Source organism: Pseudomonas sp., from assembly GCF_050739655.1.
Classification (GTDB): domain Bacteria; phylum Pseudomonadota; class Gammaproteobacteria; order Pseudomonadales; family Pseudomonadaceae; genus Aquipseudomonas.
In genome coordinates this window covers 1-1,506 of record NZ_JBOIBY010000414.1, presented here as the reverse complement: position 1 = coordinate 1,506, position 1,506 = coordinate 1, and the positions used below count along the sequence as shown (strand labels likewise).

The following is a 1,506-nucleotide window of genomic DNA, read 5'->3' as shown; positions in this document are numbered from 1 at the left end:
CGCCTGAACTCAAGGCGATGGTTGCAGACCTGTCCGACGACGAGATCTGGAAACTCAACCGTGGCGGCCACGACCCGTACAAGGTCTACGCGGCGTACCACGAAGCGGTCAACCACAAAGAACAACCAACCGTCATCCTGGCCAAGACCATCAAGGGTTATGGCACCGGTGCCGGCGAAGCGAAAAACACTGCGCACAACACCAAGAAAGTCGACGTCGACAGCCTGAAGTTGTTCCGTGATCGTTTCGACATCCCGGTCAAGGACGAAGAACTGGAAAACCTGCCGTTCTTCAAACCTGAAGAAGGCAGCGCCGAAGCCCGCTACCTGAGCGAGCGTCGCACCGCACTGGGCGGCTTCGTGCCTCAGCGCCGCGCACAAAGTTTCAACATCCCGACGCCTCCGCTGGAGACCCTCAAGGCCATCCTCGACGGCTCGGGCGACCGCGAAATTTCCACCACCATGGCGTTCGTGCGGATCCTCGCGCAACTGGTCAAGGACAAGGAAATCGGCCCACGCATCGTTCCGATCATCCCGGACGAAGCCCGTACCTTCGGTATGGAAGGCATGTTCCGTCAATTGGGCATCTACTCGTCCGTCGGCCAGCTCTACGAGCCAGTCGATAAAGACCAGGTGATGTTCTACAAGGAAGACCAGAAAGGCCAGATCCTCGAAGAAGGCATCAACGAAGCGGGCGCCATGAGCTCCTTCATCGCTGCCGGTACTTCGTACTCCAGCCACAACCAGCCGATGCTGCCGTTCTACATCTTCTACTCGATGTTCGGCTTCCAGCGTATCGGCGACCTGGCCTGGGCCGCTGGCGACAGCCGCACCCGTGGCTTCCTGATCGGCGGCACCGCCGGCCGTACCACCCTGAACGGTGAAGGCCTGCAACACGAAGACGGTCACAGCCACCTGCTGGCCGCGACCATCCCGAACTGCCGCACCTACGATCCAACCTACGGCTACGAGCTGGCGGTGATCATTCAGGACGGCATGAAGAAGATGACCGAAGAGCAACAGGACGTCTTCTACTACATCACCGTGATGAACGAGTCCTACCAGCAACCAGCCATGCCGGCCGGTGCCGAGGAAGGCATCAAGAAGGGCATGTACCTGCTTGAAGAAGACACTCGCGAAGCGGCGCACCACGTTCAGCTGATGGGCTCCGGCACCATCCTGCGTGAAGTCCGTGAAGCGGCGAAGATCCTGCGCGAGCAGTTCAACGTTGGCGCTGACGTATGGAGCGTTACCAGCTTCAACGAACTGCGTCGCGATGGCCTGGCCGTCGAGCGCACCAACCGTCTGCACCCAGGCCAGAAGCCTAAGCTGAGCTATGTGGAAGAGTGCCTGAACGGCCGTAAAGGTCCGGTCATCGCCTCTACCGACTACATGAAACTGTTCGCCGAGCAGATCCGTCAGTGGGTACCGTCCAAGGAATTCAAAGTCCTGGGCACCGACGGTTTCGGCCGCAGCGACAGCCGCAAGAAACTGCGTCATTTCTTCG

General features: G+C 59.6%; 1 protein-coding gene. It reads left to right on the top strand.

From position 1 onward, the window contains the following. On the top strand, nt 1–1,506 hold a 1,506-nt coding region (locus ACRESJ_RS20280; RefSeq protein WP_431759484.1), incomplete at both ends, for a transketolase-like TK C-terminal-containing protein.